The sequence below is a fragment of the Actinokineospora cianjurensis genome, from assembly GCF_003663795.1.
Classification (GTDB): domain Bacteria; phylum Actinomycetota; class Actinomycetes; order Mycobacteriales; family Pseudonocardiaceae; genus Actinokineospora; species Actinokineospora terrae.
In genome coordinates this window covers 898,645-925,397 of the sequence record NZ_RCDD01000002.1, presented here as the reverse complement: position 1 = coordinate 925,397, position 26,753 = coordinate 898,645, and the positions used below count along the sequence as shown (strand labels likewise).

At 71.6% G+C, this 26,753-nt stretch carries 24 protein-coding genes; 13 read left to right on the top strand and 11 right to left on the bottom strand.

The annotated features are described in order from the left end of the window. Positions 1–13 precede the first annotated feature (13 nt). The gene (gene tal / locus CLV68_RS18655; RefSeq protein WP_121392095.1) at positions 14–1,123 is read right to left on the bottom strand and encodes a transaldolase; all 1,110 of its coding nucleotides are present in this window, start codon (positions 1,121–1,123) and stop codon (positions 14–16) included. Then, a complete protein-coding gene (gene tkt, locus CLV68_RS18650; protein ID WP_425454863.1) occupies positions 1,120–3,237 on the bottom strand; it encodes a transketolase in 2,118 nt (705 codons plus the stop codon). Before tkt ends, tal begins: the two co-directional genes overlap by 4 nt. A gap of 320 nt (positions 3,238–3,557) precedes the next feature. Here tkt and CLV68_RS18645 point away from each other — a divergent pair, with 320 nt between their 5' ends. Beyond that, positions 3,558–4,505, top strand: a complete 948-nt coding sequence (locus tag CLV68_RS18645; RefSeq protein WP_121392094.1) for a heme o synthase — start codon at positions 3,558–3,560, stop codon at positions 4,503–4,505. Positions 4,506–5,145: 640 nt separating this feature from the next. Here the strand turns inward: CLV68_RS18645 and CLV68_RS18640 are convergent. The 3 genes from CLV68_RS18640 to CLV68_RS18630 all read right to left on the bottom strand — a co-directional run bounded on the left by CLV68_RS18640 (position 5,146) and on the right by CLV68_RS18630 (position 7,500). After that, positions 5,146–5,811 (bottom strand): HD domain-containing protein, encoded by a 666-nt coding sequence (locus CLV68_RS18640; RefSeq protein ID WP_121392093.1) that lies wholly within the window; start codon positions 5,809–5,811, stop codon positions 5,146–5,148. Between the two features lie 76 nt (positions 5,812–5,887). Continuing rightward, the gene (locus CLV68_RS18635) at positions 5,888–6,541 is read right to left on the bottom strand and encodes a hypothetical protein (RefSeq protein ID WP_121392092.1); all 654 of its coding nucleotides are present in this window, start codon (positions 6,539–6,541) and stop codon (positions 5,888–5,890) included. After that, positions 6,541–7,500 carry a hypothetical protein gene (locus CLV68_RS18630; protein WP_121392395.1) on the bottom strand — a complete coding sequence of 320 codons (960 nt, stop codon included), beginning with the start codon at positions 7,498–7,500 and terminating at the stop codon, positions 6,541–6,543. Before CLV68_RS18630 ends, CLV68_RS18635 begins: the two co-directional genes overlap by 1 nt. A 239-nt stretch (positions 7,501–7,739) precedes the next feature. Between CLV68_RS18630 and CLV68_RS18625 the strand changes: the two genes are divergently transcribed. Then, positions 7,740–8,336 (top strand): FKBP-type peptidyl-prolyl cis-trans isomerase, encoded by a 597-nt coding sequence (locus CLV68_RS18625; protein WP_121392091.1) that lies wholly within the window; start codon positions 7,740–7,742, stop codon positions 8,334–8,336. A 69-nt stretch (positions 8,337–8,405) separates the two neighbouring features. On the opposite strand, the gene CLV68_RS18620 is transcribed toward CLV68_RS18625, so the two are convergent. Next, positions 8,406–10,463, bottom strand: coding sequence for an MMPL family transporter (locus CLV68_RS18620; RefSeq protein ID WP_121392090.1), 2,058 nt, complete (start codon positions 10,461–10,463; stop codon positions 8,406–8,408). 82 nt (positions 10,464–10,545) lie between these two features. Between CLV68_RS18620 and CLV68_RS18615 the strand changes: the two genes are divergently transcribed. Beyond that, positions 10,546–11,007, top strand: a complete 462-nt coding sequence (locus CLV68_RS18615) for a MarR family winged helix-turn-helix transcriptional regulator (RefSeq protein ID WP_246009958.1) — start codon at positions 10,546–10,548, stop codon at positions 11,005–11,007. Positions 11,008–11,357: 350 nt separating this feature from the next. On the opposite strand, the gene CLV68_RS18610 is transcribed toward CLV68_RS18615, so the two are convergent. Next, entirely contained in the window at positions 11,358–12,335 is a 978-nt protein-coding gene (locus CLV68_RS18610) for a quinone oxidoreductase family protein (RefSeq protein ID WP_121392089.1), read from the bottom strand. 145 nt (positions 12,336–12,480) lie between these two features. Here CLV68_RS18610 and CLV68_RS18605 point away from each other — a divergent pair, with 145 nt between their 5' ends. Next, positions 12,481–12,798, top strand: coding sequence for a hypothetical protein (locus tag CLV68_RS18605; protein WP_121392088.1), 318 nt, complete (start codon positions 12,481–12,483; stop codon positions 12,796–12,798). Positions 12,799–12,872: 74 nt separating this feature from the next. Here the strand turns inward: CLV68_RS18605 and CLV68_RS18600 are convergent, their stop codons facing one another. From CLV68_RS18600 to mptB, 4 genes are all read right to left on the bottom strand, one after another. Then, positions 12,873–13,823: a COX15/CtaA family protein gene (locus CLV68_RS18600; protein ID WP_121392087.1), complete on the bottom strand. Its 951-nt coding sequence runs from the start codon at positions 13,821–13,823 to the stop codon at positions 12,873–12,875. A 413-nt stretch (positions 13,824–14,236) separates the two neighbouring features. Beyond that, the gene (locus tag CLV68_RS18595; protein WP_211346623.1) at positions 14,237–15,031 is read right to left on the bottom strand and encodes an ABC transporter permease; all 795 of its coding nucleotides are present in this window, start codon (positions 15,029–15,031) and stop codon (positions 14,237–14,239) included. A 58-nt stretch (positions 15,032–15,089) separates the two neighbouring features. Further along, the gene (locus tag CLV68_RS18590) at positions 15,090–16,016 is read right to left on the bottom strand and encodes an ABC transporter ATP-binding protein (RefSeq protein ID WP_121392391.1); all 927 of its coding nucleotides are present in this window, start codon (positions 16,014–16,016) and stop codon (positions 15,090–15,092) included. 11 nt (positions 16,017–16,027) lie between these two features. Beyond that, on the bottom strand, positions 16,028–17,653 hold the full coding sequence (gene mptB / locus CLV68_RS18585; RefSeq protein WP_246009957.1) for a polyprenol phosphomannose-dependent alpha 1,6 mannosyltransferase MptB: 1,626 nt from the start codon (positions 17,651–17,653) through the stop codon (positions 16,028–16,030). A 144-nt stretch (positions 17,654–17,797) separates the two neighbouring features. On the opposite strand from mptB, the gene CLV68_RS34030 reads away from it, so the two are divergent. The 9 genes from CLV68_RS34030 (at position 17,798) to CLV68_RS18540 (ending at position 26,371) form a co-directional block, all read left to right on the top strand. Continuing rightward, complete coding sequence (locus CLV68_RS34030; protein ID WP_170224437.1) at positions 17,798–19,492, top strand: hypothetical protein; 1,695 nt, start codon at positions 17,798–17,800, stop codon at positions 19,490–19,492. Positions 19,493–19,593: 101 nt separating this feature from the next. Beyond that, a complete protein-coding gene (locus CLV68_RS18575) occupies positions 19,594–20,301 on the top strand; it encodes a helix-turn-helix transcriptional regulator (RefSeq protein WP_121392086.1) in 708 nt (235 codons plus the stop codon). A 78-nt stretch (positions 20,302–20,379) separates the two neighbouring features. Further along, on the top strand, positions 20,380–21,828 hold the full coding sequence (gene sufB / locus CLV68_RS18570; RefSeq protein ID WP_121392085.1) for a Fe-S cluster assembly protein SufB: 1,449 nt from the start codon (positions 20,380–20,382) through the stop codon (positions 21,826–21,828). Beyond that, positions 21,829–23,034 (top strand): Fe-S cluster assembly protein SufD, encoded by a 1,206-nt coding sequence (sufD, locus tag CLV68_RS18565; RefSeq protein WP_211346621.1) that lies wholly within the window; start codon positions 21,829–21,831, stop codon positions 23,032–23,034. Continuing rightward, positions 23,031–23,357 carry a non-heme iron oxygenase ferredoxin subunit gene (locus CLV68_RS18560; protein WP_121392084.1) on the top strand — a complete coding sequence of 109 codons (327 nt, stop codon included), beginning with the start codon at positions 23,031–23,033 and terminating at the stop codon, positions 23,355–23,357. Before sufD ends, CLV68_RS18560 begins: the two co-directional genes overlap by 4 nt. A 34-nt stretch (positions 23,358–23,391) precedes the next feature. Next, entirely contained in the window at positions 23,392–24,162 is a 771-nt protein-coding gene (gene sufC / locus CLV68_RS18555) for a Fe-S cluster assembly ATPase SufC (protein ID WP_092780273.1), read from the top strand. Between the two features lie 48 nt (positions 24,163–24,210). Then, positions 24,211–25,488: a cysteine desulfurase gene (locus CLV68_RS18550; protein ID WP_121392083.1), complete on the top strand. Its 1,278-nt coding sequence runs from the start codon at positions 24,211–24,213 to the stop codon at positions 25,486–25,488. Further along, a complete protein-coding gene (gene sufU, locus CLV68_RS18545) occupies positions 25,488–25,937 on the top strand; it encodes a Fe-S cluster assembly sulfur transfer protein SufU (protein ID WP_121392082.1) in 450 nt (149 codons plus the stop codon). The genes CLV68_RS18550 and sufU overlap by 1 nt, the downstream gene beginning before the upstream one ends. Positions 25,938–26,029: 92 nt before the next feature. Further along, entirely contained in the window at positions 26,030–26,371 is a 342-nt protein-coding gene (locus CLV68_RS18540; RefSeq protein ID WP_170224470.1) for a metal-sulfur cluster assembly factor, read from the top strand. The last annotated feature ends 382 nt before the right edge of the window (positions 26,372–26,753 follow it).

The following is a 26,753-nucleotide window of genomic DNA, read 5'->3' as shown; positions in this document are numbered from 1 at the left end:
CTCTCCTGGGTCCCTAGCTCTTGGCTGTGTCTAGCTGGCCCTGGACCGTCTCGAGCAACTCGGCCCACGACTTGTCGAACTTCTCCACACCCTCGGTCTCGAGGACGCGGTAGACGTCGGCGACATCGATCCCGACCGCGCTGAGCCGGTCGTAGACCGCCTGGGCAGCGTCGGCGGTGCCCGTGACGGTGTCACCCGTGATCTTGCCGTGTTCGGCCACCGCGTGCAGCGTCTTCTCCGGCATGGTGTTGACCGTGTCGGCCACCACCAGCTGGTCGACGTACAGCGTGGGGGAGTAGTCCGGGTTCTTCACCCCGGTCGACGCCCACAGTGGACGCTGCCGGTTCGCGCCGTCCGCGGCCAGGGCGTCCCAGCGCGGGCCCGCGAAGACCTCCAGGAACGCGGCGTACGCCAGGCGGGCGTTGGCCACGGCTGCCTGTCCGCGCAGCGCCTTGGCCTCGTCGGTGCCGATCTCGTCCAACCGCTTGTCCACCTCGGAGTCCACACGGGACACGAAGAAGGACGCGACGGAGTGGATCGAGCGCAGGTCGTGCCCGTTGGCCTTGGCCTGCTCCAGACCGGCCAGGTAGGCGTCCATGACCGCCCGGTACCGCTCGACGGAGAAGATCAGCGTCACGTTCACGCTGACCCCCTCGGCGAGGGTCCTGGTGATCGCGGGCAGGCCCTCCTCGGTCGCCGGGATCTTCACCAGCAGGTTGGGCCGGTCCACGGTCTTCCACAGGTCGAGCGCCTCGGCCGCGGTGGCGTCGGTGTCGCGCGCCAGGCCCGGGTCCACCTCGATGGAGACCCGGCCGTCGACGCCGCCGCTGCGCTGGTGCACGTCGCGGAACAGGTCGCAGGCGTTGCGCACGTCGGTGGTGGTCAGCTCGCGGACCACCTCCGCCAGCGCCGCGCCGCGCGCGGCCAGCTCGCGGACCTGCGCGTCGTACGCCTCACCGTCGGACAGCGCACCGGCGAAGATCGTCGGGTTGGTGGTGACGCCCACCACGTGCTTGTCCCGGATCAGCTCGGCGAGGTTGCCGGAGGTCAGCCGCTCGCGGGACAGGTCGTCCAGCCAGACGGAGACCCCGGCGTCGGAGAGCTGCTTGAGGATGTCGGTCACTTGTCGCCTCCAGTCTTGTCGATGGAGCGCTTGGCCGCCGCGACGACGGCCTCGGTGGTGATGCCGAACTCGCGGTAGAGGGTCTGGTAGTCCGCGGACGCGCCGAAGTGCTCGATGGACACGATCTCGCCCGCGTCGCCGGTGAACCGGTGCCACGGCTGGGCGATCCCGGCCTCGACCACCACGCGCGCCTTGACCGACGGCGGCAGGACCGACTCGCGGTATGCCTGGTCCTGGGCGTCGAACAGCTCGATCGAGGGAACCGAGACGACCCGGGCGGCCACGCCGTCCTTGGCCAGCACGTCAGCGGCCTCGACGGCGATCTGCAGCTCGGAACCGGTGCCGAGCAGCACGATGTCCGGCGTGCCCTCGGTGTCGCGCAGGACGTAGGCGCCCTTGGCGACACCCTCGCGGGCCTTCTCCTTGGTGCCCTCGAGCACCGGCAGGTTCTGCCTGGTGAGCGCGAGTCCGACCGGGGCGTCGTGCTGCGAGAGGGTCGCGCGCCACGCGGCGGCGGTCTCGTTCGCGTCACCCGGGCGCAACACGATCAGGCCGGGGATGGCGCGCAGGGCGGCCAGGTGCTCCACCGGCTGGTGGGTCGGACCGTCCTCGCCGAGCCCGATCGAGTCGTGCGTCCACACGTAGGTGACCGGGAGCTTGCTCAGCGCGGCGAGCCGGACCGCGGGCCGCATGTAGTCGCTGAACACCAGGAACGTGCCGCCGTACGGGCGGGTCGGGCCGTGCAGCACGATGCCGTTGAGGATCGAGCCCATGGCGTGCTCGCGGACGCCGAAGTGCAGCGTGCGGCCGTACGGGGTGGTGTTCCAGTGCGCGGTCTTCGCCGAGGGCGGGCCGAACGAGTCGGCGCCCTTGATGGTGGTGTTGTTGCTCTCGGCCAGGTCGGCCGAACCACCCCACAGCTCGGGCAGCAGCCCACCGATGGCGTTGAGCACCTCGCCGGACGCCTTGCGGGTGGCCAGGCCCTTCGAGTCGGGCTCCCAGCTGGGCAGGGCCTCGTCGAAGCCATCGGGCAGCTCGTACGCCTGCGCCCGGACCAGCAGCGCGTGCCGCTCCGGGTTGGCGGCCTTCCACGCGTCGAACGACTTCTGCCACTCGGCGTGCGCCGCCTCGCCGCGCTTGACGACCTCGCGGGCGTGCGCGAGCACCTCGGGCGCGACCTCGAAGGTCTGCTCCGGGTCGAAGCCGAGGATCTTCTTGACCGCCGCGACCTCGTCGGTGCCCAGCGCCGCGCCGTGCGCCTTGCCGGTGTTCTGCAGCGTCGGCGCGGGGAAGCCGATCACGGTGCGCAGCAGGATGAACGACGGGCGCCCGGTCTCCGCCTTCGCGGCCTCGAGCGCCGCCAGGATCCCGGTGACGTTCTCGCCGCCGAGGACGACCTGCACGTGCCAGCCGTAGGACTCGTACCGCTTGGCGGTGTCCTCCGACAGGGCGACGGCGGTGTCGTCCTCGATGGAGATCTTGTTGTCGTCGTAGATGACGGTGAGGTTGCCGAGCTCCTGGCGGCCCGCGAGCGACGACGCCTCGCTGGTCACGCCCTCCTCGATGTCACCGTCGGAGGCGATCACGAACACGTGGTGGTCGAAGGCGCTCGCACCCGGCGCGGCCTCGGGGTCGAACAGGCCCCGCTCGCGGCGCGCGGCCATCGCCATGCCGACCGCGGAGGCCAGGCCCTGGCCCAGCGGGCCGGTGGTGATCTCGACACCCTTGGTGTGGTTCACCTCCGGGTGACCCGGGGTCTTGGAGCCCCAGGTGCGCAGCGCCTTGAGGTCGTCGAGCTCGAGGCCGTAGCCGGAGAGGAACAGCTGGATGTACTGGGTGAGGCTGGAGTGACCGGCGGACAGCACGAACCGGTCGCGGCCGATCCAGTGCGGGTCGGTCGGGTCGTGCCGCATCACGCGCTGGTAGAGCGCGTACGCGACCGGGGCCAGGCTCATCGCCGTGCCGGGATGGCCGTTGCCGACCTTCTGGACCGCGTCCGCGGCCAGCACCCGCGCCGTGTCGACCGCCCTGCGGTCGAGGTCGGTCCAGTCCTGCGGCAGCGTCGCTCGGGTGAGTTCGGTCAGGTCGGCGGGCAGTTCACTACTGACGGACACGGACTTCGGCTCCTACTTCCACGTCTGGCGGAATCGTCGCGCACAGTCTCCCGCACCCGGGCTGGATCGATCCCGGTAACCGGCGACTCGGCGGATCCGCGTGTCATCCCTGGTCCGGTGGCCAGCCTAGTCGCCAGGCGGTCGCGGTGTGATCTCCGACCGTCCCCTGGCGACACCCGGCCACCCGATACGGGTACCCGGATACCGCGCGGTTAACATTTCCCTCGGTGCCGCGGCCCTCCCCGCGGTGTGGAATCGATCGCGGTGACCGGGGTTACACCAGGTCGCGAGCGGATCCCTGAGGACCAACGAGGAGCGAGATGTCGTCGGTGACCCCCGTGCCCGTCGACACGAAGGCAACCCCGGGTCGCTCCGACATCCGAACCGTGCTGCGCGCCTACGTCGCGCTCACCAAGCCGCGCATCATCGAGCTGCTGCTGGTCACCACGGTCCCGGCGATGCTGCTCGCCGCGCGCGGGATCCCGTCGCCGTGGCTGGTGCTCAACACCCTCATCGGCGGCACGATGGCCGCGGGCAGCGCCAACGCGCTCAACTGCGTGGTCGACGCCGACATCGACGCGGTGATGAAGCGCACGTCCGCCCGCCCGCTGGCCAGGCACGCGGTGCCGACCCGCAACGCGCTGGTGTTCGGCCTTGTCCTCGGCGTCCTGTCCTTCGGCTGGCTCTACGCCACCACCAACCTGCTCGCCGCCGCGATGGCCGTCGGCGCGATCCTGTTCTACGTCCTCGTCTACACGATGCTCCTCAAGCGACGGACGTCGCAGAACATCGTCTGGGGCGGCGCCGCGGGCTGCATGCCGGTGGTCATCGGCTGGTCCGCGGTCACCGGCGACGTCGGCTGGCAGGCCCTGGTCATGTTCGGCGTCATCTTCTTCTGGACCCCGCCGCACTTCTGGGCCCTGGCGATGAAGTTCCGCGACGACTACGCCAAGGCGGGCGTGCCGATGCTGCCGGTGGTCGCGACCCCGCAGCACGTCGCGAAGCAGATCGTTGTCTACTCGTGGGTGATGGTGGCTTGGACGCTGTTGCTGGTGCCTGCCACCGGGTGGGTGTACACGGTGTTCACGGTGGCGGCGGGGGCTTGGTTCCTGGTGTTCGCGCATCGGTTGTACAGCGCGGTGCGGCGGGACAAGCCGACCAATCCGATGAAGTTGTTCCACCTGTCGAATACGTACTTGACGGCGGTGTTCGTGGCGTTGGCGGTGGACTCGGCGTTGTCGTTGCCGGTCACCGGGTGGCCGTTCTGACCGGCTGGCGGGTGGAGTTGTCCACAGGGTGATGGCTCGCTCTGCCCGGGTTGTCGGTGTGCGGCGGTAAGCTGTATATCGGGGGCTGCTGTGGCGGGTTTGATCTTGAGCTGAGGGGTGTCCGGCTCTCTTGCTCGCCTGCGGCGTCGACGATTGACGCCTCGCCTGCGGCATTGGCCGGGGCGCGAGTTTCGAGCAAGCTCGATGCGGCGAACTTGTTTTGCGCGGGGCCCCTACAACAACCGTGGCAGAACCGCAAAGCAGGGGCCGAAAAGCAGGCCCTGCCGCGTGAACGACGCTACGGCTGCTGTCCCCCCACGCAAAACAAGTCCGCCCCATCGAGCTGGCTTGGCACCAGCGGATCCGAGGAGCGGTGTTCGGCCAACGCCTGAGAGGGGCACGTTGGGCCAACGCATGTGAGGGGCGCGTTTGGGCCAACGTCTGTGAGGGCCGGGTTGGGACCAACGATCGTGAGGGCCGGGCTGGGGCCAACGTCGCACAGTCTCGACCAGTTGGGACCGGTGACTCCGAGGAGCGCGTGGTCGGCCAACGTCTGCGAGGGGCGTGTTGGTGTTGTCGCCGTGCTGTGACCACGGGCAGCTCCCTCGCGGCCGGTCAGGGGGTCTCCTGTTGAGAGGGCTCAGGCCACGGCGGTGAGGAGGCGTTCGACGGTGGGGTCGTTGAGGGATTCTTGGATGCACTGCCAGAGGGTGAGGTTGGCGGTGGCCCAGCGGGAGTACGCGGCCGCTGCGGCGGGGGAGTAGAAGTAGAAGCCCTCGTCGTGGGGGTTTTGTTGTTCGCCGACGATTTTGTTGGCCAGTTCGCGCAGGCTTACGCCGTTTTCGGCCAGGTAGCGGTGGGCGAGGACCACTGGGGTTACCGGTAGGGCCTTGAACAGGGTGTCGGCGTCGCTGAGGGCTTGGGATTCGAGGGTGATGTCGCGGTGGCGGGTGCGCATCTCGGCTTCGTCGACGATGGCGTCGATCCAGTGGGCGACGTCGGGGTCCACGCCCGCGGCGGCGAGGATCGACAGGCGGAGGCCGCTGCCCGCCGCCGCGGTGGAGTTGCGGCGGACGAGGTAGTTGACGTCGTGCACCAGGGCGGCGGTCTCCACCACGGCGACGTCCGAGCCGTTGACCGCGGCGAACTCGGCGGCCTTGTCGCGCACGAAGCTCACGTGGTGCCAGCCGTGGAACTGCAGTCGGGCCGCGTGGCGCTCGCACAGGGCGCGGACCTGGCGCTCGACGGCGGTGATCGTGGGTCGCGCGATGGTGTCGGACACCGAGGTGGTGCTGGATGCGGACATGCCGACCTTCCCCTTCCGTTGGACAAACGGGTGGGGCGATGCTATAGGCCGTCGCCGGTGGGGACGGTCGGCTCCGTCACAGCAGGCCGGTCAGCTCCCCGAGCCGGGCCTCCACCGGGACGTGCCGGTGGCCGGTCCCGGTGGTCGGGTCCCAGGACAGGCTCCACCGCCGCACTGGGCGCGACTTGACCAGGAACGTCATGGTGCCGTCCTGCGCGCACGGGATGCGGTGGAAGTCCTGCGCCACCAGGAAACCGGAGTCCCCGGCCGCGCACTCGGTGCGCGCGGTCAACCGGACCCCGGTGATCAGGCCGGTGTCGGCGTCGGTGGTGGTCGTGTAGCGCTCGTGCCGGTAGCCGCCGCGCAGGATCACGGTGCAGAAGTGGTAGCGGTGGTTGTGCACCGAGTCCGCGTACCCCGGCCGCCACTCGTGCCGGGGTTTGTACTCGTGCAGCCAGAAGGTGAACGGTTCGTCGGCGTGGTCGCGCAGGCACCAGGCGAAGTGCGTCGTGGTCTCCCGGGAGCGCGCCGCCAGCGCCTCGGCGTGCCGGGGGTCGAGCTCGGCGAGGTGGCGGCGCAGCACCGCGCGCAGGACCGCACCGTCCACCCAGGACGACACGCCCCGGTAGACCTCGGACCAGCGCTGGGGTGGGTCGGCTCGGGTGGGTTCGATCTCGCGCATGCGCTGTGCCAGCTGGGACAGCGCGGGCACCGGGGAGGACACGGGCATCAGCTCTCAAGCTCGGCTTTGGTGGAGAACTCGTGGCGGAACTGGTGGAACTTCGCCTCCAGGTCGAGGAACTCGGCCTCGGACAGGGAGGAGCCGGTGATCGTCGCGAAGTGCGCGCAGAACTCCGCGCGGCTGGTGTCGGGGGTGAGCACGAACCGGTGCGCCTCGCGGGCGGCGTGCACCCTGGCGAACTCCGCGCGCTGCATGTCGTAGATGAACGAGCCCTCGGAGAAGCGCAGCGTGCGCGGGTACAGCGACGGCGCGCCCGCGACGGCGCTGTAGAGGGTGATCCACACGCAGTCGTCGAACAGCTCCACCCGGTCCAGCGGCGGGTCGGCGATGACGGTGACGTCGATGCCCGCGCAGCGCGCCCGCGCCAGGTACAGCCCGACCAGGCCGATCCGGATCTCCTCGTGCAGGGTCAGCTGGATCTTCTCGAAGTCCGCGCTGGCGCCCTGGTGCCTGGCCTGGTGCCGGGCCCTGCCGCTGATCGCGCCGCGCTCGCGCGGGTCGGCCAGCACCGCCCGCACCTCCCACTGGGCAGGCGAGAGCAGCATCCGCGCGGCGGCGTAGCGGCCGGAGAAGCCGCGGAACCACAGCTGCCTGGTCTGCCGCAGGTCGGACATGATGAGCGCGTTGAACGCGCGGTCCGGCTCGGTACTCGCCTCGAACACGTGGGTGGGGAAGAACTCCTGGTTGAGCGAGCGGTACTCCGCGGACAGCTCGCGCAGGGCCTTGCGGCTCTCCTCGATCACCGGGGTGAGCATGGCGCGCTGCGCGGCGCTCGCGGTGATCAGCGTCTGGCCGAAGCCCACCACCGCCGACACCAGGGTCCCGGTGCCCAGCGCGGTCAGCAGGTTGCGGCCGAGCCCGGGGGCGAGCTCATCGGACACCCACATCGACAGCCCCGACACGACGAGCAGCACGAACAGCAGCAGGCCGGTGCGGGTCCAGAACATCTCCTGGATCGGGTGGGTGCGGCGGACCGTGCCGTCCGCGGACAAGGTAGGTCACCTCCTTGGCGCACCCGCACGGCAGCGATGGGTGTACGAACGGGGGCTGTGAGTCACTTTACGCCGCCCGGCCGGGGAATTGGTTGCGAACATCGGGTGAGGGCGGTGGATCACCGCCGGTCCGCGGTCCGCTCGGCCGGGGCACCCCGCGCCCGCCGCGATCCGGGGACCTAAGCTCACCAGCCATGCGCAACGTCGGCAAGTTCATGATCGCGGTGGCCGTGGGGATCAGCCTCACCGCCTGCGCCAACTCCGAGCAGGCGTCCTCCCAGGCGCCCGGGGACCCCACGGTGAGCGTCAAGGCGAAGCCCACCGCGAGCAGCGCGGCACCGACCACGGTCGCACCGTCCACCGCCGCCCAGTCCGGTGGCCAGGAGTGCTCGGTCGACGACATCCTGGTCGAGGGTGCCGCGGGCGCCAAGCCCAAGATCACCATCCCGCCCGCGTGCGCCGCGCCCAAGGGGCTGCAGAGCAAGGACCTCGTCGAGGGCACCGGGCCGGTGGTCAAGGCCGGGGTCACCATGGACACCCACTACCTGCTGGTCACCTGGTCCAACCGGCAGGAGAAGGACTCGTCCTGGGACCGCGGCGAGCCCTACCCGCTGGAGAACGTGGGCCAGGCCCAGGTCATCGACGGCTGGAACGAGGGCCTGATCGGGATGAGGCAGGGCGGCCGCAGGCTGCTCGTGGTGCCGCCGGAGAAGGGCTACGGCCAGGGCGGCAACGGCATCGCGCCCAACGAGACGCTGGTGTTCGTCATCGACGCCGTCAAGGTCACCTGATCACCCATCCAACCGCTCACCCCTCCGATCGCCGAAGGGCGCGCCCGCACCGGGCGCGCCCTTCGCCTTTCACCCGACCTTGCCCGGCCACCACACCCTGCGTCCAATGTCGACGGTCAGCGCGGGCACCAGCAGCGAGCGCACCAGCAGGGTGTCGAGCAGCACGCCGAAGGCGACCAGGAACGCGATCTGGGCCAGGAACAGGATCGGCAGCACCGCCAGCGCGGCGAAGGTGGCCGCCAGCACCACCCCGGCCGAGGTGATCACACCGCCGGTGACGGTCAGCCCGCGCAGCACGCCGTCGCGGGTGCCGTGCGCGAGCGCCTCCTCGCGGACCCTGGTCATCAGGAAGATGTTGTAGTCGATGCCCAGCGCCACCAGGAAGACGAAGGCGAACAGCGGCACGCTCGGGTCGGCGCCGGGGAAGCCGAGCACGTGGTTGAACACCAGCGCGCTCACCCCGAGCGTCGCGGCGAACGAGAGCACCACGGTCGCGATCAGCAGCAGCGGCGCCAGCAGCGCGCGCAGCAGCAGTGCCAGGATCAGGAAGATCACCGCGAGCACCACCGGGATGATGATCTTCCGGTCGTGCAGCGAGCTGGTCCGCACGTCGAGCTGGCCCGCGGTCGCGCCGCCGACCAGGGTGCCGCCGACATCCTTTGTGCGTTCCCGTAGCCGTTGCACGGTGTCGAGCGCGTTCGGACTGTCGGCGGCGTCCTTGAGGACCGCGTTGATCTCGACCTTCCCGTCGACGATCTTCGCCCCGCGCACGGCCGCGTCGGCGACGCCCTCGGTCTCCTTGGCCAGCCGCACGACCTCCTGCGCCGAGGACGCCGCGGTCACCAGGATCGCGGGGGAGCCGGTGCCGCCGGGGAAGTGCCGGGTCAGCACCTGCTGGCCGGTGACCGAGTCGACCTCGGTGAGGAACAGCTCGCTCTGCGCCACCCCGTCCGCCCGCAGCTGCGGCAGGAACCCGACGCCGATGGCGAGCACGAGCGTGCTCAGCAGCCACACCGCGCGCGGCCGCCGCCCGACCAGCCCGGCCACCCTCGGCCACACGCCCCGGCGCGACTTCGTCTCCTCGACCGAGTCGACCGACTCGTAGCGGGGGCGGGCGGGCCAGAACGCGGCCCGGCCGAGCAGCACCAGCACCGCGGGCAGGAACGTCAGCGCGGCGGCCAGCGAGGCGGCGATCCCGATCGCGGCGACCGGGCCGAGGCTGGAGTTGGACCGCAGGTCGGAGATCAGCAGGCAGAGCAACCCGGCGATGACCGTGCCCGCCGACGCCGCGATCGGTCCGGCCGCCGCCCGCAGCGCGGCCCGCATCGCCGCGCCCTTGCTCTCGTGCTTGCGCAACTCCTCGCGCAGCCGCGCGATCAGCAGCAGCGCGTAGTCGGTCGCGGCGCCGAAGACGAGGATGAACAGGATGCCCTGGCTCTGCCCGTTGAGCAGCAGCACACCCGCCTTGGCCAGCGCGTAGACCACCGCGACGGCCAGGCAGAGCGCGAGCCCCGCGGTCAGCAGCACCACCAGCGGCAGCACAGGACTGCGGTAGACGACCACCAGGATCAACGCGACCACCGCCGCGGTGACACCCAGCAGCAGGCCGTCGATGCCGCCGAACGCGGCGGTGAAGTCGGCGATCAGGCCGCCCGGGCCGGTCACGTGCGCGGCCAGGCCGTCCGGCAGGCCGTCGAGCCGCTCCCGGATGTCGGCGACGACCGCGCGGGGCTTCGCGCCGCCGGTGGGCAGCAGCGCGACCGCCTGGGCCGCCTCGTCGTCCTGTGTGGACAGCTTGAGCGGGGTCACCGGGCCGACGCCGGGCACCTCGGCCACCTCGGCCAGTGCGGCGGTGATCGCCTGCTGGTCGGCGCCGGTGAGGCCGCCGGGGCGCTCGAACACCAGCACCGCGGGCAGGGCGGTGACCTCGGCGAAGCCCTTCTGCAGCTCGCCGACCCTGGTCGACTCGGCCGACTCGGGCAGGAACGCGGCGTTGTCGTTGGTCTGCACCGTGCTCAACTGGCCCTGCAGCGGTCCGCCGATGCCGCCGACCACGAGCCAGGCGACGATCAGCAGAGCGGGCAGGATCCAGCGCGCGGCGCGGGCGCGGGTACGGTTGTCTGTCATCGCGTCCCTGTGCTGCTCGGTCGGGTGGGGCCGTGGAACATGATTATTCAGCACGCTGAACAACGCAACTCCGGAGGTGCGGGTGGGCGCAGGGGACCCGGTGGCCTCGTGGCCGACCGGACGGCTGCTCTCGGTCGCCGCGCGGCTGGTCGAGCACTCCTGGCAGGAGTTCCTGGCCACCAGGGGGCTCACCCACGCCGGGCTGATCGCGCTGCACCTGCTGCGCGAGGGGCCGCGCACCCAGCGGGCGCTCGCGCACGGCGCCAAGGTGACCGACCAGACCATGAGCCGGACGGTGGAGCGGCTGCACCGCGCGGGGTTCGTCGAGCGCGGCACCGACCCGGTCGACCGGCGCAGGATGGTCGTCTCGCTGACCGACGAGGGCCGCGAGGTGCACGCCGAGGCGTTGCGCGCCGAGCGGGAGGAACCCGAGGTGCTGGGCGCGGTGCGCGACTACGAGGCGTTCCGGCGGCAACTGGTGGAGCTGGTCACCGTGCTCGGGGTGGACCGGACCACTCCGGCGCGGCAGGACCCTCGGGGGTAGCGCGGGTCCCTGGCCACCCGGGACCCCGGTGGACTGCCCGGAGGTGAAGACCGGTCGCGTCCCGCGCTTCCGCACCGGCTAAGCCGTTGCTCTTTTCGCGGGTACGCCGACTCGGATGATCGCTGCGGCCCAGGGTCCATTCACGGCCGATTTCCGGGGCCTGTGTAATGCAGATCACCATGCGTTTTTCGGCCATCGAGCGCGCCCTTGCTGCGAGTGGCGGAATGGCGGATGGGAATTCTGAGACCGCCCGCGGGTGAACCATTTCGCTCGGTCCACTGACGCGGGCGGTACTCGCCCCGACTTCACCGGAAATGCCTCCGCTCGGTGACTCCCTTACCTTTCCGGCGTCACGGGATCAGCAGCAGCTTCCCGGTGGTCCGCCTGCCCTCCAGGTCCTCGTGGGTCCTGCGCGCGTCGACCAGCGGGTAGCGCCCTGTCACGCTGACCCGGAGGTCGCCGCCGATGACGGCGCCGAACAGCTCGTCCACCCGCCACCGGGTCTCCTCGGGGGTGGCGAGGTGGTCGGACAGCGTCGGCCTGGCGAGGAACACCGAGCCCGCCGCGTTGAGCCGCTGCGGGTCCACCGGCGGCACCGGGCCGCTGGCCGCCCCGAACAGCGCCAGCACGCCGCGGCGGCGCAGCACCTGGAGGCTGCCGTCGAAGGTGGCGGCCCCGACCCCGTCGTACACCGCCGCGACGCCCTCGTCGCCGGTCAGCTCCTTGGTCCTGGCCACGAAGTCCTGCTCGTCGTAGCGGATGACCTCGTCGGCCCCGGCGTCCCTGGCCAGCCGCTCCTTGTCCGGTGTGGACACCGTGCCGATCACCCTGGCGCCGCGCGCCTTCGCCAGCTGCACGAGCAGGAGCCCGACCCCGCCCGCCGCGGCGTGCACCAGCACCGTGTCGCCCTCCTGGACCGGGTAGGTCGATGCCGCCAGGTAGTGCGCGGTCAGGCCCTGCAGGAGTATCGCCGCGGCGGTCTCGTCGTCCACCTCGTCCGGGACCCGGACCGCCCACGTCACCGGTATCACGACCTGCTCGGCGTAGCTGCCGATGGAGTGCGTCCACCCCACCCGGTCCCCGACGGCGAAATCGGTGACGCCGTCGCCGACCGCCTCGACCGTTCCCGCCCCTTCCAGGCCGGGGGTGAACGGCAGCGGCACGGGGTAGGCGCCGCTGCGCTGGTAGGTGTCGATGTAGTTCACCCCGGCGGCGGCGACCCGGACGAGCAACTCGCCCGCACCCGGCCCGGCGATGTCCACCTCCGCCGCCACGAGCACCTCGGGTCCGCCGTACTCCGAAACCACTATCGCCTTGGGCACAGTCATTCTCCTTGTGTGGGTGATCCCGCCGTCCCCGTTTGTGGTCGACCGGGGCCGCGCGTTCTGGGGTACCCCTACCACCCGGACCCACCGAGTGCGTCAGCTCACGGTGACCGGGTGTGGTGGCCGCCGACGACCTAGGCTCGAGGTCATGGCGAACTCAGCTGAGGAGAACACGGGAACGCGGGTCCCGGACGCGGCACTTCGCTCCGCCACCGCCTTCGTCGCGGCGCACGGTACGCCGTCCCGGGGTGTCGTCGAGGGTATCGGCCGGACCGGTGCCCGGGTGGTGCTCATCGGCAAGGACGGCGCCATGGGTGACGTGCTGGTACCCGGCGTCGAGGCGGGCGCGGCCCTGGTGGACCGGGTGGACGGCCTGGAGCGGTCCGATTGGGACCGCGACACCGTGGCGGCCACCCGCATTGGCCCGGCCCACCGCGCCAAGATGGCCTCCCGCACCCGCGGGTAGTCGATCTCGGGGCTGGCTCGAATCACCCGTCAGGGCACGAGATTCGCCCGATGATCGGGTGATCCAGCCTGCGGTTACGCGGCGACGGGTTCGGCGGGGGTGGTGGCCGGGGCGGGGGTTCGGGTGGCGCACCAGAGGGCCGAGGTGGCGGCCACGACGGCGGTGGCGCCGAGGACGTGCAGGGAGACGAGCAGCTCGGGGACCCCGGTCCAGAACTGGATGAAGCCGAGAGCGCCCTGGGCGAGGACCACGGCGACCAGGGTCCAGTAGCGGCGCCACAGGGTCTGACTGGCGGCGCCGGTGCGCAGCAGCAGCCCGGCGGCCAGCAGCATTCCCAGGTACACGAACAGGAACGCGGCGTGGACGTGGGCGAGGGTCTCCACCGGGAGGTCCAGGCGGGGGGTCTCCGGGTCGCCTGCGTGGGGGCCCGCGCCGGTGACCATCGTCCCGGCGATCAAGAGGCCCACCAGGACGACCACCGAACCGGTCAGCAGCCCCGGCAGCGCGGACGGCACCCGCACGGGCTCGCGCTCCGCCGGGTCGACCGCGTCGACGAGCAGCACCGACAGCCAGACCATCACCGCGGAGACCATCAGGTGCACCGCGACGGTCCACCACAACAGGTCGAAGCGGACCGTGAGCCCACCCAGGACCGCCTGCACCACGACACCCACCGGCATCGCCAGCGCCAGTCGCACGTAGCGCCCGCGCCGCGGCCTGGCCAGGTACGCCAACGCGAACGCGGCGAACGCGACGATCCCCACCACACCGGTCAGCAGCCGGTTGCCGAACTCGATCCACTGGTTGAGCGCCGCGAACTCCGGGTGCGACACCGGCACCAGGCTGCCGGGCTGGCACTGCGGCCACGTGGAACACCCCAGACCCGAACCCGTCACCCGGACCACCGACCCGGTCACCGCGATCAACGCCTGCGTCACCACCACCGCGACCGCGACCGCGCGCTGGACGCGCGTGCTCGGGGCGGGCAGGGCGTCGATCCGGGCCTTCAGCGTCTCCAGCGGCACCCGCCGATGGTAGGCCCGGGTCACTGGGAGTCGCGGTGCGGGCCTGCCTAGCGTGCCCTGGCTCTCACCACGTGCTGATCGGCGAAAGTGTGGTCATGCTCGCGAAAGGACCCCACGCGGTGATCACGGGGAACTACACTCCGTCGCGGAAGCGCGGATTCCCCCACCCGCCTTCCCGGCTGCCGTCGGTCCGGTTACTCCCCCACGACCCGCCCGGCGGCAGCCTCTGTATCCATTCTCTCCCGCCACCCGCCCCCACATCCCCGCCCGGCATCGTTCCCGGCTTGGCAGGTGGTCTCCCGAGGTGGGACTTGGGTTGGGAGGGCGGGTGTCGGCGTCGTTCCCGGCTTGGCAGGTGGTCTCCCGGTGGGCATGCCTGGGTGGCGCAGTTCTCGAAAGCCAACTGTCGGGGCTTAGGTAAGCCTCGTGGTCTTGGTGGCCAGTAGACCTGCGACGCCGCCCCAGGCGAGTAGGGGGACCACTGTGGACAGGGCGGGGGTTGTGCCGTGGACGAGGGCGTCGGTGAGGCCCTCGGTCAGGGCGGCGGAGGGGAGTAGGCGGACCACGTCGGCCATGCCCGCGGGGAGGGTGTCTGCGGTCAGGACCACGCCGCCTGCCAGCAAGAGCACCAGCCAGATCACGTTGGCGAGGGCCAGGACGACCTCCGCCTTCAGCGCGCCGCCCAGCAACACCCCGATGGCGCCGAAGGACAACGTGCCCAGCACGCCGAGCACCACTGTCCACACCAGACCGATGGCCGACGGCGACCAGCCGAGCAGTGCCGCCGCGATCCCGAGTACGACCAACTGCAGCGCCACCACCGCCAGACAGCCCAGGACCCGGCCCGCGACCAGCAGCCAGCGCGGCAGGGCCGTGGCCGCGAGGCGTTTGACCACCCCGTAGCGGCGGTCGAAGCCGAGGGCGATGGCCTGCCCGGTGAACGCCGTCGACATCACCGCGAGCGCGAACACCCGCGGCACCAGGGAGTCAACGCGAGGCTCCGGCAGGTCGATCACCGTGACGTTGGCCAGGCCCACCAGCAGCGCGAGCGGGATGAGCAGGGTCAGCAGCACCTGCTCGCCGTTGCGCATGGTCAGCACCGCCTCGGTGCGGGCGTGCGTGAACAGCATCCGCAGCGGGGCGCCCGCGCCGGGGGCCGGGGTGAAGGTGCCGGGGGCGAACCGCCCGGTCGAGGGCAGGTCGGTCACAGGCGCGGCTCTCGTCCGGTCGACGGCATCTGGGTGGGCACGGGTGGGCGGGTGGCGGTCACGAGCGCAGTTCCCGCCCGGTCAGGTCCAGGAACACGTCCTCGAGGCTGCGCCTGCCCACCCGCAACTCCTCGGCGAGCACCCCCTGCTGCGCGCACCACGCGGTCACCGTCGAGACGACCTGCGGGTCGACCGTGCCGGTCACCAGGTAGCCGCCGGGGGAGGGTTCCGACACCAGGCAGCCCTCGGGCAGCGCGGCCACCAGCAGCCCGGTGTCCATGCCGGAGCGGGCCCGGAACCGCAGCGCCTGGGCGGCCGGGTGTTCCTCGGTGAGCTGCGCGGGGCTGCCCTCGGCGACCACCCGGCCACCGTCGATGATCACGACGTGGTCGGCGAGCGCCTCGGCCTCCTCCATCAGGTGCGTGGTCAGCAGCACGCTCGCGCCGTCCACGCGCAGCGCCGCCACCAGTTCCCACACCAGCCGCCGCGCCTGCGGGTCCATGCCCGCGGTCGGCTCGTCGAGGAACAGCAGTTCGGGGCGGCCGACCAGGGCGCAGGCCAGCGACAGCCGCTGCTGCTGCCCGCCGGAGAGCCGCTTGTACGGGGTGCGCGCGCAGCCGGAGAGCCCGAGGACGTCGATCAGCCACGCCGGGTCGAGCGGGTTCGCCGCGCACGCCGCCACCAACCGCAGCATCTCGCCTGCGCGCACCCCCGGGTAGGCGCCGCCGCCCTGCGGCATCACACCGATGCGCGGCCGCAGCCGGGATCCGTCGGCGGCCGGGTCGAGCCCGAGCACCCGCACCGCGCCGGAGTCCGGCCGCAGGAAGCCCTCGCAGATCTCCACGGTGGTCGTCTTGCCCGCGCCGTTGGGGCCGAGCAGCGCCAGCACCGAGCCGTGCGCCATCCGGAAGCCGACGCCGTCGACGGCCGTGGTCGACCCGTACGACTTGACCAGGTCGGACACCTCGACGGCGGGCGTGTTCACAGTGGTCAAGCCTAGGACGTGGGCGCCGTCACGGCCCCGGCGGGCGTCCACTCGGCACGCGGGATGTGCTTGCGGACCGCGGTCACCGCCAGCAGGGTCACCGCGATGGCGCCGATGTAGGCGTAGGGCAGCACGAACACCCGTCCGTCGAAGGTCGCCCCGGTCGGGCCGAGCGCGACCGCGAGACCCGCGCTGACCACCATCGCCGCGGTGCGGAACCGGGTGTTGCCCGCGCCCGCGGCCAGCGGCACCGCCGCCCACAGCAGGTACCACGGCTGCACCGTCGCGCCGAAGACCAGGACCGCGCCGAGCCCGACCCCCAGGCCGGTCAGCGGGCGCAGCTTCCAGCGGAAGCTGTCGAGCAGCAGCTTCGCCGCGATCAGCGGGCCGATCACCGCGCCGACGGTGCGGCTGGCGGTGATCGCGGCGTCGATGTGGTTGCCGAGGCCGAGCACGATGCCCAGCCACCCGGCGCCGAAGCCCAGCGCGGTCATCGGCGCCATCCAGCTCTTGATGGTGGCCGCGGTGTTCAGCGTCGCGACCCAGCCGTAGCCGAGCCCGCTGCCCAACGAGGTCGCGGTCAGCACCACGGCGAACACCACGCCGAGCCCGCCCGCCACCGCGAACAGGTTCTTCCACGAGCCGCCCATCCGGCGGGCGATCATCACGCCGAGGAAGCCCAGTGCCAGCGCGGCCGGGATCTTCACCGCCGCGCCCAGGGTGATCACCGCGGCGCCGACGGCGTACCAGAGCAGTTCCCCGCGCTGCCACGGCGGGAACGGCCCGTCCGGGGTGACCCGCGGCATCCGGCGCAGCGCCAACTCGAACCCGACCAGCATCAGCCCGATCGCCAGCGCCTCGTTGTGCACGCCGACCACCAGGTGGAAGAGCACCAGCGGGTTCGCCGCGCCCAGCCACAGCGCGCTGACCGGGCTCACCCCGAACCGGCGGGCCAGCCGGGGCAGCGCCCAGATGACCATCGCCAGACCCAGCAGCGCCAGCGCCCGGTGCGCGGCCACCCCGAGCACCACGTGGTCGCCGGTGAGCCAGTTGACCGCCTTGCCCAGGGTGAGGAACAGCGGCCCGTACGGCGACGGCGTCTCCCGCCACATCGTCGGCACGCCCTGGGTGAGCGGGTGGTTGATGCCCAGCGCCTGCGCCGGGCCAACCGTGTATGGGTCCTGCCCCATCGCCACGATCTCGCTCTGCGCCAGGTAGCTGTAGACGTCGCGGCTGAAGCTGGGCACGGTGAACACCAGCGGCGCGATCCACATGACCAGCGTGCGGGCCATCTGCGGCACCGACACCGCGCGCGCCCGGCCCGGCCGCGACAGCCTGCCCAGCGCCAGCCAGGCCAGCACGATCATGAAGACGCCGGTGAACGCGAAGGCCAGCGACACCGTGGTCATCCGGCTGAACAGGCCGAGCACCGGGAGCCGGAACACCGGGTTGAACACCGGGGCGGCGCCCGCGCCGAGCGAGCCGATGGTCAGCAGCAGCGACCCGACCGTGCCGAACCGGCGCACCACGTCGAGTTGCCTGCGTTCGCGCTCGTCGAGCGGACCGGAGTCCGCCCGCCCCGGCTCGTCCTCCGCGCGCGTGCGCGTCGCGTCCCCCACAGTGTCACCGGCTACCACGTCCGGAAGGGTAGCGGCAGGGTGATCGCGCCGAACCGCACCTGGCGCGGCGGGCAGCGCGCTACCGTCATGATCAACCGTGCCGTCCCGGCCGGTGCAGGCGCTCGCGGCGCCGCGGTGTGGTGGTGGACGAGGGGCGGTCCGATGCCGGATCCGACACTGCTGTCGATCGTGCTCGCTGTCCTCGCAGGGGTGCTCGCCGCGGTCAAGCGGCTCGAACGCGCCGACTGGGTGCTCCCGCTTCCGTGGGTCGACCTGGCGCTCGCTGTCGCGTTCGCGGTCACCGCCGGTGCGTTCGACGACCCCGCGTGGTGGGTCGCCGCCGTCGCGGTCGCGCTCGGCCTGTTCGGGTTCGGGTTCCTGGCCGGTGCCGCCGCGCTGACCCTCGTCCGGCTCCCCGACCCCGAGTTGATGGCGATGACCGTCGTGCCGCTGCTCGTCGGGTTCGCCCTGCACCACTTCCTGCGCGCCGCCAACGGCAAGCAGTTGCCGTTCGAGGCGGCGGAGCGCGACAGCGCCAGGTCGGACCTGCGGTGGTCGCTGGCGGCCAAGATCGCGCCCGTCGTCCCGTTCGCCCTCGTCCTCGGCGTCCCGCTGCCCGGCGGTGATCTCGCCGACGCCGCGGTGCGCTTGCTCGGTGCCGCGGTGATCGCGCTGTACCTGGTCGCCGTGGACCGGATCCGGGTGGCGCTGCTGCGCCCGCGCCGCCGGATCCTGCGCGCGGCCGAGCTGAACAACGCCCTCGTCGCCACCGTGCTCGCCGCGAGCCCGATCGGCGCCGAGGCCGTCGCCTGGTGGGGGCGCACCCTGGAACCGCTGGGCTGGGAGTGGTACCGGCTCGTCGCCGTCGTCTTCTCGGTGTTCGTCGTGCTGGCGGTGCTCATCGGCAACAACATGGTCCGCGGTCCGCTGCTCTTCGTCGTCCTCGCCCTCGGGCACCTCGCCAGGCTCGCCGTCGCCGCCGGGCTGGTGCTCACCGGCGCCATCGCGCTGTTGCACCCGGACCGCGACCTGCTGGTGCCCGCCGTGATCGGGGGACTGCCCGCGCTGGTCATCGGCTGGCTGTCGATCGGGCGCGGCCGGGTCTTCCGGCAGTTGACCGACGCGGCCCTGCTGTCCACCCTGACCGAGTCCAAGAGGGGCGCGGTGATCGACACGTGGGTCACCGAGAAGGTCGTCGTGGCCGCGCCCGACCTCTCCCTGCCCGACGCCGTCGGCGCCCTGGCGCTGCGCTCGCTCGCCGACGAACGGGCGCAGCCGCCGTGGCTGGTGCGCACCGACGAGGCCATCGCCGTCGCCGACGCCCTGCTCGACGCCGTTGACCGGCGCGTGGCGCTGGAGCGGATCACCGACGACCGGATCGACCGCGCTCGATTCGCCGCGCGCGGTGACCTCGCGCTCTGGCAGGCCAAGATCCGGGGCGAGCGGGGTGACGCGGTGGGCGCGCTGGCCGCCGCCAAAGACGCGTTGACCGCGTTCGACGCCGCGGGCGCCCGGTTCGGCACCGCGCTGGCGTGGTCCGCGGTGGCCGACCACGCCGAGGCCGACCCGGACCTCGACGTCGTCGCCGAGATCGACGGTTGGCTGGCCGCGCACGACCTGCCCGCGGCGGCCAGGCGACACGCGACGGGCTCGGCGGCGCGGGCGGCGGCGGACCGGGGCGACCTCGCCACCGCCCGTGACCGCCTGCACGCCGCGCGCCGCACACCGGCCCCGGTGGCGGCCTTCGCCGCCGCGATGCGCGCCGACCGGGTCCACTTCGGGGCCACCCCGCGCGAGCTGTGCGGCATCATGCTGCTGGTCGAGCGGCAGGTCCTGGCCGTTGTCACACCGCGTTGACCAGGGGTCCCCGCGCGTCACCCGAACGGAGCTTGTGACCCGCGACACCCCCGCCGACCCCCACCTTTGCCACCGGTCGGGAAATAAGACACACTTGTGTTGTGAAAAAGACCGCTCCCGCTCCGCGGACCGCTGCGGAGGCCGACGCCCCCGCAGCGGCCGGGCAGCAGGCCGAGGGTCGCACCCGCGAGGGCGTGGCCAGGCTGCTGCTGGAGCAGGGGCCGGTCACGGCGGTCGCGATCGCCGAGGCGTTGGGACTGAGCCCGACCGCCGTCCGCAGGCATCTGGACGCACTGGTCGCCGACGGGGAGGCGTACACCCGTGACGCGCCCCGCCTGGGGACCAGGGGCCGTGGACGACCGGCGAGGCTGTTCCTGCTCACCGAGGCCGGTCGGTCGCGGTTCGGGCACGCCTACGACGACCTCGCGATCTCCGCGCTGCGCTTCCTCGCCGAGACCGGCGGGGAGCAGGCGGTCCGCGCGTTCGCCGCGCGCCGGGTGGCCACCCTGGTCGACCGGCACCGCGACGACGTGACCGCGCCGGAGGACCCGGCTGGTCGCGCCAAGGCCCTGGCCGCGGCGCTGACCAGGGAGGGCTACGCCGCCTCGACGCGCAGCGTCGGGGCCGGGGAGCAGTTGTGCCAGCACCACTGCCCGGTCGCGCACGTCGCGGCCGAGTTCCCCCAGCTGTGCGAGGTCGAGACGGCGGCGTTCGCCGACCTGCTCGGCACCCACGTGCAGCGGTTGGCCACCATCGCCAGGGGCGACGCGGCGTGCACCACGCACGTCCCGCACCAGACGGTCCCGTAGCGCTCCCGGCCGCGGGCACGACAGCACCACAGCACCACAGCACCACAGCTCGACAGATCCCGGATGGAGGGAAGTCCCATGACTGCCGCTGCGCAGCAGCGCACCACCACACCCCAGCCGCTCACCCAGGACGAGACCCTGGCGACGCTCGGGCGGTACGAGTACGGCTGGGCCGACTCCGACAGCGCGGGCGCGGTTGCCCAGCGCGGCTTGTCGGAGGCCGTGGTCCGGGACATCTCGGCCAAGAAGAGCGAGCCGGAGTGGATGCTCGAGTCCCGGCTCAAGGCGCTGCGCCTGTTCGACCGCAAGCCCATGCCCAGCTGGGGCGCCGACCTGTCCGGCATCGACTTCGACAACATCAAGTACTTCGTGCGCTCCACCGAGAAGCAGGCCCAGTCCTGGGAGGACCTGCCGGAGGACATCAAGAACACCTACGACAAGCTGGGCATCCCCGAGGCCGAGAAGGCCCGCCTGGTCTCCGGTGTCGCCGCGCAGTACGAGTCCGAAGTGGTCTACCACAAGATCAACGAGGAGCTCGAGAAGCAGGGTGTCATCTTCCTCGACACCGACACCGCGCTCAAGGAGCACCCGGAGCTGTTCGAGGAGTACTACGGCTCGGTGATCCCGCACGGGGACAACAAGTTCTCCGCGCTCAACGGCGCCGTGTGGTCGGGTGGCTCGTTCATCTACGTCCCCAAGGGCGTGCACGTCGAGATCCCGCTGCAAGCCTACTTCCGGATCAACACCGAGAACATGGGCCAGTTCGAGCGCACCCTGATCATCGTCGACGAAGACGCCTACGTGCACTACGTCGAGGGCTGCACCGCCCCGATCTACTCCTCGGACTCGCTGCACTCGGCGGTCGTGGAGATCGTGGTCAAGAAGGGCGCGCGCTGCCGCTACACCACCATCCAGAACTGGTCGAACAACGTCTACAACCTGGTCACCAAGCGGGCCAAGGCCGAGGCGGGCGCGACCATGGAGTGGGTCGACGGCAACATCGGCTCCAAGGTGACCATGAAGTACCCCGCGGTGTTCCTGATGGGCGAGCACGCCAAGGGCGAGGTGCTCTCCATCGCCTTCGCAGGCGAGGGCCAGCACCAGGACGCGGGCGCCAAGATGGTCCACATGGCACCGCACACCTCCTCGACGATCATCTCCAAGTCGGTGGCGCGCGGCGGCGGTCGCACGTCCTACCGCGGTCTCGTGCAGGTCAACAAGCGCGCGCACCACTCGAAGTCCACGGTGAAGTGCGACGCGCTGCTGGTCGACCAGATCAGCCGGTCCGACACCTACCCCTACGTCGACGTCCGCGAGGACGACGTGGCGATGGGGCACGAGGCGACGGTCTCCAAGGTCAGCGACGACCAGCTGTTCTACCTGATGTCGCGCGGCCTGACCGAGGACGAGGCGATGGCCATGATCGTGCGCGGGTTCGTCGAGCCCATCGCGCGCGAGCTGCCCATGGAGTACGCGCTCGAACTCAACCGTCTCATTGAACTCCAGATGGAAGGGGCGGTCGGCTAAATGTCGTCGGCACAGTCCGCGGCCGTCCTTGAAGACAAGCACGGTAAGAAGTCCCACTCGCACGGGGCTGTGGTGCCCGAGTCGTCCCGTGCGGAGTGGTTCACCTCGTTCGACGTGAACGCGTTCGAGGTGCCGTCGGGGCGCGAGGAGATCTGGCGCTTCACCCCGATGAAGCGGCTCGCCGGTCTGCACACCGGGGTCGAGGCGACCGGCTCGGCGACCGTCGAGGTCGACGCGCCCGCCGAGGTCACGGTGGAGACCGTGGAGCGCGGGGATTCCCGGCTCGGCGCGGCGGGCGTGCCCGCCGACCGGGTCGCGGCCCAGGCGTACAGCTCGTTCACCGCGGCCACGCTGCTCACGGTGGCCAAGGAGACCAAGGCGTCCGCGCCGGTCCTGGTCACCGTGACCGGGCCGGGCGCGGGGCAGGTCGCCTACGGGCACCTGCAGGTGCGCGCCGAGCAGTTCGCCGAGGCCGTCGTCGTGCTCGACCACCGCGGGTCCGGCGTGTACGCCGACAACGTGGAGTTCGTGCTGGCCGACGGCGCGAAGCTGACCGTGGTGTCCATCCAGGACTGGGCGGACGACGCGGTGCACGTCTCGGCGCAGCACGCCAGCATCGGCCGTGACGCGCTGTTGCGGCACACGGTGGTCACCCTCGGCGGCGACCTGGTCCGGGTGTCCCCGACCGCGGCGTTCGCCGACAAGGGCGGTGAGGTCGAGCTCAACGGGCTCTACTTCGCCGACGCGGGGCAGCACTTCGAGCACCGCACCTTCGTCGACCACTCGCAGGCCAACTGCACCTCGAACGTGGTCTACAAGGGCGCGCTGCAAGGCGTTGGGGAAGGCGACAGGGCCGCGCACACCGTGTGGATCGGTGATGTGCTGATCCGCGCGGCGGCCGAGGGCACGCAGACCTACGAGCTGAACCGGAACCTGCTGCTGACCGACGGTGCCCGCGCCGACTCGGTGCCGAACCTGGAGATCGAGACCGGCGAGATCGCCGGTGCCGGTCACGCCAGCGCCACGGGCCGCTTCGACGACGAGCAGCTGTTCTACTTGCAGGCCCGCGGGATCCCCGAGGACCAGGCCCGCCGTCTGGTGGTGCGCGGCTTCTTCCACGAGCTGCTGATGAAGATCCAGGTCCCCGAGGTGCGCGAGCGCCTCGAGGCGGCCATCGAGGCCGAACTGGAAGCCGTAGGCACGTGACACGGGCTTGTGCGCTGTCCGATCTGGACGACGACAAGCCGTTCGCCGTCGAGGTCGACGACGTCGCCGTGGTGCTGGTGCGCCGCGGCGACGAGGTCCACGCGCTGCGCGACGAGTGCTCGCACGCCTCGGTGGCGCTGTCGGAGGGCGAGCTGTCCCGCAAGGGCCTGGAGTGCTGGCTGCACGGGTCGTGCTTCGACCTGCGCACCGGCGCCCCCTCCGCGCCACCGGCCACCGAACCGGTCGACGTGTACGCGGTGACCATCACCGGTGACGACGTGCTCGTCGACGTCACCCGCGCCGTGAACCACCCCCCGAACTGACTGACCCTTTCCGCACAGGAGAAGAAGAACCACCATGGCCACCCTGGAGATCAAGGACCTGCACGTCTCGGTCGCGACCGACGACGGCGCCAAGGAGATCCTCAAGGGCGTCGACCTGACCGTCCGGGCAGGCGAGACGCACGCGATCATGGGCCCCAACGGGTCCGGCAAGTCCACCCTGTCCTACGCCGTGGCCGGGCACCCCAAGTACGAGGTGACCTCCGGTTCGGTGACCCTCGACGGCGACGACGTGCTCGCGATGAGCGTGGACGAGCGGGCCCGCGCCGGACTGTTCCTCGCCATGCAGTACCCGGTCGAGGTTCCCGGTGTGTCGATGTCGAACTTCCTGCGCACCGCGGCCACCGCCGTGCGCGGCGAGGCGCCGAAGCTGCGCACCTGGGTCAAGGAGGTGAAGGCGGCGATGTCCGAGCTGGAGATCGACCCGGCCTTCGCCGAGCGCAGCGTCAACGAGGGCTTCTCCGGCGGCGAGAAGAAGCGGCACGAGATCCTGCAGCTCGCCCTGCTCAGCCCGAAGATCGCCATCCTCGACGAGACCGACTCCGGCCTCGACGTCGACGCGCTGCGCGTGGTGTCCGACGGGGTGAACCGGTTCAAGGCGTCCGGCGAGACCGGCGTCCTGCTGATCACGCACTACACCCGCATCCTGCGCCACATCACCCCCGACTTCGTGCACGTCTTCGCGGGCGGCCGCATCGTCGAGTCCGGCGGGTCGGAGCTGGCGAACGTGCTGGAGGCCGAGGGTTACGTGAAGTACACCGGCAGCCAGGAAGCCGCGGGCGTCTGAGCGCGTTGCACCGGGTACGGGTCTGAGCAAGAAGGGGGTACCGGTCAGGTGACCGCAGTGACCGCACCACTGGACGTCGACGCCCTGCGCGCCGACTTCCCCATCCTCGGCCGCACCGTCCGCGACGGCAAACCGCTGGTGTACCTGGACTCCGGGGCCACCGCGCAGCGGCCGTCGCAGGTGATCGAGGCCGAACGCGCCTTCCTCACCGAGCACAACGCCGCCGTGCACCGCGGCGCGCACCAGCTCGCCGAGGAGGCCACCGACGCCTACGAGTCGGCGCGCGCCCGCATCGCGGCGTTCATCGGCGCGACGCCGGGCGAGGTGGTGTTCACCAAGAACGCCACCGAGGGCATCAACCTGGTCGCGTACGCCATGGGCAACGCGTCCACCGCCGGACCGGAGGCGGCCCGTTTCGCCCTCGGCCCCGGCGACGAGATCGTCACCACCGAGATGGAGCACCACGCGAACCTGGTGCCGTGGCAGCAGCTGGCCCAGCGCACCGGGGCGACCCTGCGCTGGCTGGGTGTGACCGACGACGGCAGGCTCGACCTGTCCACCCTGGACGAGGTGGTGAACGCGCGCACGAAGGTGCTGGCGTTCACCCACCAGTCCAACGTGCTGGGCACCGTCAACCCGGTCGAGCCGCTGGTGGCGCGGGCGCACGAGGTGGGCGCGCTCGTCGTGCTCGACGCGTGCCAGTCGGTGCCGCACTCGGTGGTCGACTTCCACGCGCTCGGCGTGGACTTCGCGGTGTTCTCCGCGCACAAGATGCTCGGCCCGTACGGGCTCGGCGTGCTCTACGGCCGCGGGGAGCTGCTCGCGGCCATGCCGCCGTTCCTCACCGGCGGGTCGATGATCGAGATGGTGGAGATGGCGCGGTCCACCTTCGCCCCGCCGCCGCAGCGGTTCGAGGCGGGCACGCCGATGACCTCGCAGGCGGTGGCGCTCGGCGCGGCCGTGGACTACCTGTCCGCGGTCGGCATGGACCGGGTCGCCGCGCACGAGCACCTGCTGACCGTCGCCGCGCTCGACGGCCTCGCCGAGATCCCGGGCATCCGGGTCATCGGCCCGGTCGACGGGCACGCGCGCGGTGCAGCGGTGTCCTTCGTCGTCGACGGCATCCACCCGCACGACGTCGGCCAGGTTCTCGACGACCAGGGCGTCGCCGTGCGCGTCGGGCACCACTGCGCGTGGCCGCTGCACCGGCGGCTGGGTGTCCCGGCCTCGGTGCGGGCCAGCTTCTACCTCTACAACGACCTGCGGGACGTGGACACGTTCCTGGCCGGGGTGCGGGAGACGCGCCGCTTCTTCGGGGTGGCCTGATGCAGCTGCAGCAGATGTACCAGGAGATCATCCTGGACCACTACAAGAACCCGCACGGCCGCGGCCTGCGCGACCCGTTCGACACCGAGTCCTTCCAGGTCAACCCGACCTGCGGGGACGAGGTGACGCTGCGGGTCAGGCTCGACGACGGGGTCGTGGCCGACGTGTCCTACGACGGGCAGGGCTGCTCCATCAGCCAGGCGTCGACGTCGGTGCTGACGGATCTGGTGGTGGGTCGACCGCTGGCCGAGGCCATGGTCAAGTTCGACGCGTTCCACGAGCTGATGCACGGCCGCGGCAAGGTCGAGCCGGACGAGGACGTGCTGGAGGACGGCATCGCGTTCGCCGGTGTCGCGAAGTACCCCGCCAGGGTGAAGTGCGCCCTGCTCGGCTGGATGGCGTTCAAGGACGCGGTCACCCGCGCCCGCGGTGAAGGAGGACCGGCATGACGGAACCCGGGATCGAACACGGCACCGCCGCCGTGTCGGAGGCGGTGGCTGTACCCGCCGCTGAGCCGGACGTCGAGCGCGGCGCCGCCGGGATGCCCACCCAGGCCCCCCGCGCCGACCTGGCCTCGCTCGACGACCTCGAAGAGGCCATGCGCGACGTCGTGGACCCGGAACTCGGCATCAACGTGGTCGACCTCGGCCTGGTCTACGACATCCGCGTCGAGCCGGACAACACCGCCACCATCGACATGACCCTCACCTCGGCCGCCTGCCCGCTGACCGACGTCATCGAGGACCAGACCCGCACCGCCCTCACCAGCGGCGGCCTGGTCGACGACTTCCGCATCAACTGGGTCTGGATGCCCCCCTGGGGCCCCGAGAAGATCACCGACGACGGCCGCGAACAACTCCGAGCCCTCGGCTTCACCGTCTGACCCGCTCGTCCCGAACGGCCCGCCTTCCGCGATGAAGGCGGGCCGTTTCGCGTGAACCCACGGTAGGTCCTCGTCCACAGGCCCGCGGGCGCGGATCGGAGGTGGCAGGCGAGCACGCCCTGCGCCGCGGAGCGGATCCCGCGGGTCTTGGAGCGGCGCGCGGAGACACGCGCGGATCGCATCGGCGACGGCTTGACGCCGATCCGGGTTCTCCCGCTCCAGGCACTCCGACTCGTGGAGCCCCACGACGCGGGCGTACGCGTGATCAGCGGCTCAGCCGCTCGATCGCCCAGTCGGTCCGTTCCGCCGCTCGGGACGCCCGCGCATGGTCGGGTAGGCACCCGCGCTGGTCAGCATCGGCCTCCCGCCAGGCGCCCCGGCC